This window comes from Trinickia camelliae (assembly GCF_053525655.1).
Genome location: NZ_JBCHAA010000041.1, coordinates 1 through 4,589 on the forward strand (window position 1 = coordinate 1; position 4,589 = coordinate 4,589).

Here is a 4,589-nt window from a genome sequence, read left to right on the forward strand (position 1 = left end):
GTGAGACCACGTTCACGACGACGGGCGCGAGCCCGGTGTCGGACCTGGCGGTGGCGTCGGCCGGGGTGACGCTGGTGCGGGCAAGCAACCTGACGCTGACGCTGCGCTACGAAATGCAGGTGGCGCCACGCTATCTGTCGCAGACCGGCAGCCTGCGCCTGCGCCAGCTGTTCTGAACCGACTGCCATGAACGCTGAAAAGGCACACACCGCACTGGCCTTGGGAAACAAAATCCGATCCCTGCGCCAGAGGCTGAAGCTCACGCTCGATGAAACGGCGACAGCGGCGGGTATTTCGAAACCCTTTTTGTCGCAGGTGGAGCGCGGTCACGCGTCCCCTTCGATCACGTCGCTGGCCGGCATTGCGCAAGCGTTGGGTGTCACGGTGCAGTACTTTGTCGACACACCCGATGAAGTCAGCACGGTGTGCCGGGGCGATGCGCTGAAGTTCTTCGGGTTCGCCGATTCGGCCAACCAGTTTGGACGCCTCACCAACCTGTCGAAGGACAGGAAACTGGAATCCATTCTGGTCCGGATGCCGGCCGGGCAGCGCCGCTCCGAAGTCACGACGCACGCAGGTGAAGAGTTTCTGTACGTGATCAGCGGGCAGATTGCGCTCACGCTGCAGGGAGCGACGTTTGATCTGCAGTCGGGGGATACCGCGCATTACGAATCCACGGTCCCGCACGCATGGGCCAATACGGGCAACGTGGAGACGGTACTCGTCTGGGTCGGTACGCCCAGGCTGTTCTAGAGGTTCCTGTAGAGCATGACTCGACTGGCCCACCGTAAAAAGTCAGGACCTCATGCCGATAACAGGTAACACGATGCCCGCGCATCGCAATCGACCACCCCTATGGAGTCAAGCATGTCAAGTGTGCCGGGTTCTTCCGACGCCATGAGTATTCCGGAAGCGCTTAGCCGCGCCCATGCCCACTGGAACGCCGGCCAGGCCGACCAGGCCGAGCAGTTCTGTCAGCGGGTGCTGGCGGTCTGGCCGGGACAGGCCGATGCGCTGCACCTGCTCGGCCTGATGGCCCACGCCTACGGCAACCTCGATGTCGCGACCGCGCACTTGCGCGAGGCGTGCAAGGCGCCGCGCGCGCCCGCGATCTATTCGAGCAACCTCGCGGAAATGTGCCGCCAGAAGGGCTTGCTGGCCGAAGCCGAAGAGGCTGCGCGGCGGGCGGTCGCGCTGGATGCGAACCTCGTCGCGGGCTGGAACAACCTCGGCATCATCCTGCAGGAAGCGGGCAAGCTGGAGCAGAGCCTCGAATGTCTCGGCCGGGTCGTGGCGCTGACCCCCGATTCGCCGGAGGCCCACAACAATCTGGCCAATACCTTCAGGCGGCTGGACCGGCTCGATCATGCCGCGACGCACTACGGCCGCGCACTGGCATTGAATCCGGACTACGCCGAGGCGCACAGCAATGTGGCGTTTCTGCTTAGCGCGCAGGGGCGATACGACGAGGCCGCCGCGGCGGCGCGCCGCGCGATCGAGTTGAATCCGCGCCTCGTCGACGCCTACCTGAACCTCGCCGACGTCGAAGCGTCGCGTCACCGCCATGGCGCCGCATTGCAGGCGCTCGACGCATTGCAGTCCTTTGCGCCTCGACATCCGGCCGCGCTGGTCGCGCGTGCTCAAACGCTGAAGCAGCTCGAGCGCTGCGACGAAGCGCTCGTGTTCGCGCAGCAGGCGGTCGCGGCGGTGCCGGGGAACGCCCAGGCGCACAGCGCGCTCGCGCAGGTGCTGCAGGCGCTGGGCCGGCACGATGAGGCGCTCGCCGCGTTCGATCAGGCCGCGACGCTGCCCGGCACGGTGGCGGAGGAAGCGCTCGTCGGACGCGCGACGCTCTTCATGGAAACGGGTCGCAAAGAGGAATCGATGGCGGCCTTCGACCGCGCGCTGGCCGCCTTTCCCGGTTCGATCAAGGCGCTGGGCGGCCGCGCGGATGCGAAAACGTTCAAGCCCGGCGACCCCGATATCGACGCCATGGAAGCCGTGCTCGCCGAAGGCGGCAAGCGATCCCTCGCCGACCGGCTCGGGGCGCAGTTCGCGCTGGGCAAAGCCTATCTCGACGTGGGCGACGCGCCGAGCGCGTTTCGCCACCTCGACATCGCGAACCGGCAAACGCGCTCGACCTTTGCTTACGATTCGGCCGATACGCAGCGCTGGATGCGGCGGATTGCCGACGCCTTCACGCCCGAGTTGCTTGGCCGCTTCGACGGAGCCGGCGCGGCGTCGGAACTGCCGGTGTTCATCGTCGGCATGCCGCGCTCGGGCACGACGCTCGTCGAGCAGATCCTCGCGTCGCATCCGCGCGTGCACGGCGCCGGCGAACTCTCGACGTTGCGCCTCGCGGTGGAAAGCGCCGGCGCGTTTCCCGATTTTCTGGAGTCTGCTTCGGAGGACGGCCTTGCCCGTTTGGGGCAGGCCTACCTCGAACGCGTGACGCCGCTTGCGCAGGGCAAGTCGCGCCTCGTCGACAAGATGCCGGGCAATTTCCTTTACGCCGGCCTGATCCCGTTGATCCTGCCGGGCGCGCGCATCATCCATTGCCGGCGCGATCCCGTCGACACCTGTCTGTCCTGCTACACCAAGCAGTTCGCGGGGGAACAGCCGTTCGCTTACCAACAGACCGAGCTGGGCGAGTTCTACCTGGCCTACGCGGAGCTGATGGCGCACTGGCGCGAGGTGCTGCCGCCAGCCCGTTTCATCGAAGTCGACTACGAGGCGGTAGTGGACGATCTGGAGCACGAGGCGCGGCGTCTCGTGGAGTTCCTCGGCCTGCCCTGGGACGACGCCTGCTTGCGATTCCACGAGAGCCGCCGCGTGGTGCGGACCGCCAGCGTGAATCAGGTGCGGCAGCCGGTTTACGCGACCTCGAAGGGCCGTTGGCGGCGTTACGCGGATCATCTCGGTCCGCTGCTTGCGGCGCTCGGGATCGATGCGTGATCCGTAACGGCGTGAAGAGACCGTTTTTGCTCGGGGGTGGCGGAACATGGGGGTACCAAGGCGTTCGTGCGGACCAAAGGCGATGAGGCTGACGGCCATGCGTCTCGCGCTGGGCGCGGCGCTGGCTGCTATGGCGGCGGGCGGCGTGAAAGCCCAGGTCGTCATTACGGGCACGCACGGCGGCACCGTGGCGTGGAGCAGCGGCGATGTGACGGTCAGTCCCGGTGCGCAGATTTTTTCATACGGCGATGGCGTGAGCGTATTCGGATCTTCGGTGGGCACGCTCAGCAACAGCGGTGCGATCACAGCCAGCGGCTTCGGGGTGGTGGTGAACAGCGGCACCGTCGCCGCGCTGGACAACGGCGCAGCAGCCACGATCAGCGGCTACATCGCCATCGGCAACATCGGCGTGATCAACACGCTGACCAATCAAGGCACGATCACGGGGCGCGAGGGCATCGACAACGACAACGTCGGCGTGCCGGGCACCATCGGCGTGATCGACAACAGCGGCGCCATCCTGGGGACGGGCACGACCGGCGTCGGCGTATTCGACGTGGGCCGGATCGGCACGCTGACCAACAGCGGCACGATCAGCGGCTACCGCCAGGGCATTCAGATCGCTGGCGGCAGCATCGACGTGCTGAACAACAGCGGGACCATTGGCGGCGCGCTCAACAACGGCATCGACATCGAGTCCGGCACCATCGGCACGCTGCGCAACAGCGGCGCCATCACGGGCGGTTCGTACGGCATCCTGAACCTGGGCACTATCGGCTCGCTGAGCAACAGCGGCGTCGTCGGCAGCGGCATTATCTCGGGCGCGGGGATCCTGAACCTCGGCACCATCGGCACCGTGGTCAACACCGGCACCCTTTGGAGTCTCGGCAATTCGCCGAGCTGGAACGGAAACGCCGGCACGCTCAACACCCCCGGCCCGCATGGGACGATCGATGCGGTCATCAACAGCGGCTGGATCGACGAACTGGCAAGTGACGGGTTGATACGCTCGGTGAGCAACAGCGGGACGATCGTTGCCGTCTACAACGACGGAACAATCGACGTGCTCGACAACAGCGGCACGATAGAGGGCACGCTGGGCTGGCAGTTCGGCATCGACAACCTCACTGGCTCGGTCATGTTCGGCACCATCGGCACGCTGACCAATAGTGGTGTCATCGGCGGTAACGCCGCCGTCCATAACGAGGGGCTCATCGGCACGCTCGTCAATAGCGGCGTCATCAGCGGCCGCGCCACCGGAATTTTCAATAGCGAACGAATCGGCTCGCTGACCAATAGCGGCAGGATCAGTGGCGGCGTCTACGCGATGTTCGACAGCGCGGCCGGCTCGCTCGGCGCGGTGACGAACTCGGGCGTGATCGCGGGCAACATCGAGAACGACTCGGCGAACGACCTGACGATCAACGGCGGGACGGGGACGACGTTCGGCACGCTGACCGGTTTCGGCGGGACGATCGGCACGATCACGAACTCGGCGTCGAATGTGGTGTTCGGCTCGGGCAACCTGCTGTTGAACGACAACGTCAACGTCGGCAGCAATGCCGTCACGAACACGGCCGCGACGCTGCAAGTGAACAACGCCATGACGATCACCGGCAACTACAGCCAGGGGT

The 4,589-nt window shown here is 65.8% G+C and carries 3 protein-coding genes; all 3 read left to right on the plus strand.

Going from position 1 to position 4,589, the window contains the following annotated elements:
• Positions 1–186 precede the first annotated feature (186 nt).
• Positions 187–753: a helix-turn-helix domain-containing protein gene (locus tag AAHK20_RS33390; RefSeq protein WP_449185784.1), complete on the plus strand. Its 567-nt coding sequence runs from the start codon at positions 187–189 to the stop codon at positions 751–753.
• A gap of 114 nt (positions 754–867) precedes the next feature.
• Complete coding sequence (locus AAHK20_RS33395; protein ID WP_449185785.1) at positions 868–2,955, plus strand: tetratricopeptide repeat-containing sulfotransferase family protein; 2,088 nt, start codon at positions 868–870, stop codon at positions 2,953–2,955.
• A gap of 82 nt (positions 2,956–3,037) precedes the next feature.
• Positions 3,038–4,589: beta strand repeat-containing protein (locus AAHK20_RS33400; RefSeq protein WP_449185786.1), on the plus strand; the 1,552-nt coding region annotated here is incomplete at its 3' end.